A 3,892-nucleotide genomic window follows, 5' to 3' on the forward strand; every position below is an offset into this window, starting at 1 on the left:
CGGGGGGGGGTACCCCCCCCCCGGGGGGGCCGCGGGGGCCGCGCACCCCGCCGCCCCCCCGCTGCCGGGAACGGGGGGCCATCCCCGCGGGCGCGGGGAGCAGTCTCTGGGCTCCGGTTCGCACCCGACGGCCCGCTCGGCGTCTACGCCACGTCGATCACCGCGGTCGACGTCGGCCCCGGCGAACTGACGATGGCCGAACACGAGAGCCCACCAGTGCCAAGGCCGGTACACCCCCGCACCAGAGGCGGGGCCTGCCGCCACCGAGCCGCCCTCAGGCGAACCGCCGGCTCATCAATCTCATGCGGGGCTCTGAATGCGACGGAGCCGCTTCAAGCTCCAGCCTCTCTCCCCATCCGAAGGCGGATGCGGCATCCGCGCGGCCAAGCGCAAGGAGAAGGCCCCGGCAGCAGCGCGCGCAGTTTCAGGGGCTGCCCCGACCATGGCCGAAGCGCTCGCTGGTGGCGCTGCCCAGCAGCGGCTTGTAGGGATAGGACAGCTACCGGACGGCCCTCTACGTGCGGGCAGCGGCCCTCTTGGCCACCGCCACTGCACGCCGTCTGCACGCATGGCCACCGGTCGACCATCGGAAGGCACACGGCGGGGCATCCAGGCTGATGCGCCGAAAGAGTCAAGGTCACGGAACAAGAAAAACCCCAGGTCACGGCGAGTGAGTCCTGGGGTTAATCCGAGCCGCCTTCGGGATTCGAACCCGAGACCTACGCATTACGAGTGCGTTGCTCTGGCCAACTGAGCTAAGGCGGCGCGCCCTGTCACACCATGGTGCGATCAGCAGCGTCGCCAAGTCTACACAGTTTCCGAGGGTGCTTAGTACCAGCCCTGGTGCTGGTCTTCCGTGCAGGTCAGGAGCACTTCTTGTCCCGGGCGGGCGGGGTGCCGTCCAGGAGGTAGGTGTTGATCGCGGTGTCGATGCAGTCGCTGCCGCGGCCGTACGCGGTGTGGCCGTCGCCCTCGTACGTGAGGAGGGTTCCGGAGGAGAGCTGGGCGGCCAGGGAGCGGGCCCACCTGTACGGGGTGGCCGGATCGCGGGTGGTGCCGACCACGACGATCGGGGCCGCGCCCTCGGCCTTGATGCGGTGCGGGGTGCCGGTGGCCGGGACGGGCCAGTCGGCGCAGTTCAGGGCGGCCCAGGTGAAGGACCTGCCGAAGACCGGGGACGCCTTCTCGAAGTCCGGGGCGGCCCGGGTGGCGGCCTTGGCGTCGGCGAAGGCCGACGGCTGGTCCAGGCAGTTCACGGCGGCGTTGGCGAACATGAGGTTGGCGTACGAGCCGTTCGGCCGGCGCTCGTAGTAGGTGTCCGAGAGGGCGAGCAGGCCGGAACCGTCACCGTCCTGGGCGGCGGCGACGGCCTCGCGGAGCTGGGGCCAGGCCGACTCGTCGTACATGGCGGCGATGACCCCCGTGGTGGCCAGGGACTCGGTGAGGCGCCGGGGGTCGCCGGTGTCGATCGGATGGGCGTCCAGGTCGGCGAAGAGCCGCTTCAGGCGGGTGGCCGCATCGGCGGTCGAGGTGGTGCCGAGCGGGCAGTCCGCGTTCTTCAGGCAGTCGGCGGCGAAGGCCTGGAAGGCGGTCTCGAAGCCCGCGGTCTGGTCGCGGTTCAGCTCCACGGCGTCCAGCGAGGGGTCCATCGCGCCGTCGAGGACCAGCCGGCCGACCCGGGCGGGGAAGAGCTCGGCGTACGTCGCGCCGAGGAAGGTGCCGTACGACGCCCCGACGTAGGTCAGCTTCTCGTCGCCGAGCAGGGCTCGCAGCATGTCCATGTCGCGGGCGGTCTCGACGGTGGAGACATGCGGCAGGACCTCGCCGGAGCGCTTCTCGCAGCCCTGGGCGAACTGCCGGTACGCGTCGTTCAGCGCGCTGATCTCGGCGGCGTCGTCCGGGGTCTGGTCGACCTGGGTGAAGCGGTCCATCTGCGGGCCGGTGAGGCAGACGACCGGCTCGCTCCGGGCGACCCCGCGGGGGTCGACGGCGACCATGTCGTAGCGGGCCCGGACCTGCGCGGGGTAGCCGACGCCCGCATAGCCCTGGAGGTACTCGACGGCCGAGCCCCCGGGTCCGCCCGGGTTCACCAGGAGGGAGCCGATCCGCTTCCCGGGGCCGGTGGCCGCCTTGCGGGAGACGGCCAGCGCGATGTCGCCGCCGTCCGGCTTCGCGTAGTCCAGCGGCGCCTTCATCGTGGCGCACTGGAACCCCTCGACACCGCAGTCCCGCCATTTCAGCTTCTGCGCGTAGTACGACGCGAGCCCGGCGGGGACAACCGGGGCGGACACGGACACGGTGCCCGAGGACGGCGTGGAACGTGCCGGACCCCCGCCGGTGCAGCCGGAGACGAGCAGACCTGCCGTGCCGAGCAGCACGGTGGCGAGGATGCGGAGCGAGCGCCTGGAGTCCATCCCCGGAAGCGTAGCCGTCCCGTACCGGTTCGCCCGATTCGCTCCCCGTACGGGTGAATGGGCCGACGGGACCGGACGGCGCGTCAGCCCGCGCGCAGGGCCACCGTCATGGCCTCGACCGCGAGGAGCGGCGCCACGTTGCGGTCCAGGGCCCGGCGGCAGGCGATCACCGCCTCTATCCGGCGCAGGGTGCGCTCGGGTGTGGAGGCGCGGGCGACGCGGTCGAGGGCGTCCTCGGCGTCGATGTTGGCGATGGCGGTCCGCGAGCCGAGCTGGATGGCCAGCACATCGCGGTAGAAGCCGGTCAGATCGGTGAGCGCGAGATCGAGGCTGTCGCGCTGCGTACGCGTCTTGCGGCGCTTCTGCCGGTCCTCCAGCTCCTTCATCACCCCGGCGGTACCGCGCGGCAGCCGTCCCCCGGCGGCGGCGCCGAGCGCGGCCTTCATCTCCTCGGTCTCCTTGGCGTCGACCTCCTCGGAGACCTGCTTGGCATCGTCGGTCGCGGTGTCGATCAGCTCCTGGGCGGCCTTCAGGCAGCCCCCGATGTCCTCGACCCGCAGCGGGAGCCTGAGCACGGCGGCGCGGCGCGAACGGGCCCCCTCGTCGGTCGCGAGGCGGCGCGCCCGGTCGATGTGGCCCTGCGTGGCCCGGGCGGCGAACGAGGCCCGCTCCGGATCGACGCCGTCCCGCCTGACCAGCACGTCGGCGACCGCGTCGACCGGGGGCGTGCGCAGCGTGAGGTGGCGGCAGCGGGAGCGGATGGTGGGCAGCACGTCCTCCAGCGAGGGCGCGCAGAGCAGCCACACCGTACGGGGCGCGGGCTCCTCGACGGCCTTCAGCAGGACGTTCCCCGCGCCCTCGGTGAGGCGGTCGGCGTCCTCCAGGACGATGACCTGCCAGCGGCCCACCGCCGGGGAGAGCTGGGCGCGGCGGACCAGCTCGCGGGTCTCCTTCACGCCGATGGAGAGCAGGTCCGTACGGACCACTTCGACGTCGGCGTGCGTACCGATGAGGCTGGTGTGGCAGCCGTCGCAGAAGCCGCAGCCGGGGGCGCCGCCCAGGGCCCGGTCCGGGCTGGTGCACTGGAGGGCGGCGGCGAAGGCCCGGGCGGCGGTGGCCCGGCCGGAACCCGGCGGTCCGGTGAACAGCCAGGCGTGGGTCATCTTCGACGCGGGCGGGACCGGCTTCCCCGCGGTACTGGCCGTGACCAGCGCGTCGGCGTCCCGGGCGGCGGCGGCGAGCTGCTCCTCCACCTGGCCCTGACCGACCAGGTCGTCCCAGACGGACATGGTCACCGCCCTTCCGGCGCTGTCGCGCCGTGCTGTCGCTTGCGTGTCGATGCGTGCGTCGGCGCACCTCGGTGTACGTCGGCGTAGGTCGATGTACGCACCGTCACTTGTCGGGCCGGTTCTTCCGGTCCGGCTCCCATTGTGGGGGACGGGTCTGACAATCCCGGCAGTACGGCCGGCGGGCGGGAG

The 3,892-nt window shown here is 72.7% G+C and carries 2 protein-coding genes and 1 tRNA gene; all 3 read right to left on the reverse strand.

What is annotated here, in order from left to right:
- Positions 1–691: 691 nt before the first annotated feature.
- Positions 692–765, reverse strand: a tRNA-Thr gene (locus tag ACFCV8_RS35625).
- Positions 766–863: 98 nt separating this feature from the next.
- The gene (locus ACFCV8_RS35630; RefSeq protein WP_376689702.1) at positions 864–2,414 is read right to left on the reverse strand and encodes an alpha/beta hydrolase; all 1,551 of its coding nucleotides are present in this window, start codon (positions 2,412–2,414) and stop codon (positions 864–866) included.
- An 83-nt stretch (positions 2,415–2,497) separates the two neighbouring features.
- Positions 2,498–3,703 carry a DNA polymerase III subunit delta' gene (locus tag ACFCV8_RS35635; protein ID WP_376689703.1) on the reverse strand — a complete coding sequence of 402 codons (1,206 nt, stop codon included), beginning with the start codon at positions 3,701–3,703 and terminating at the stop codon, positions 2,498–2,500.
- Positions 3,704–3,892: the final 189 nt, after the last annotated feature.

The organism is Streptomyces sp. NPDC056347 (genome assembly GCF_042262625.1).
Classification (GTDB): Bacteria; Actinomycetota; Actinomycetes; order Streptomycetales; family Streptomycetaceae; genus Streptomyces.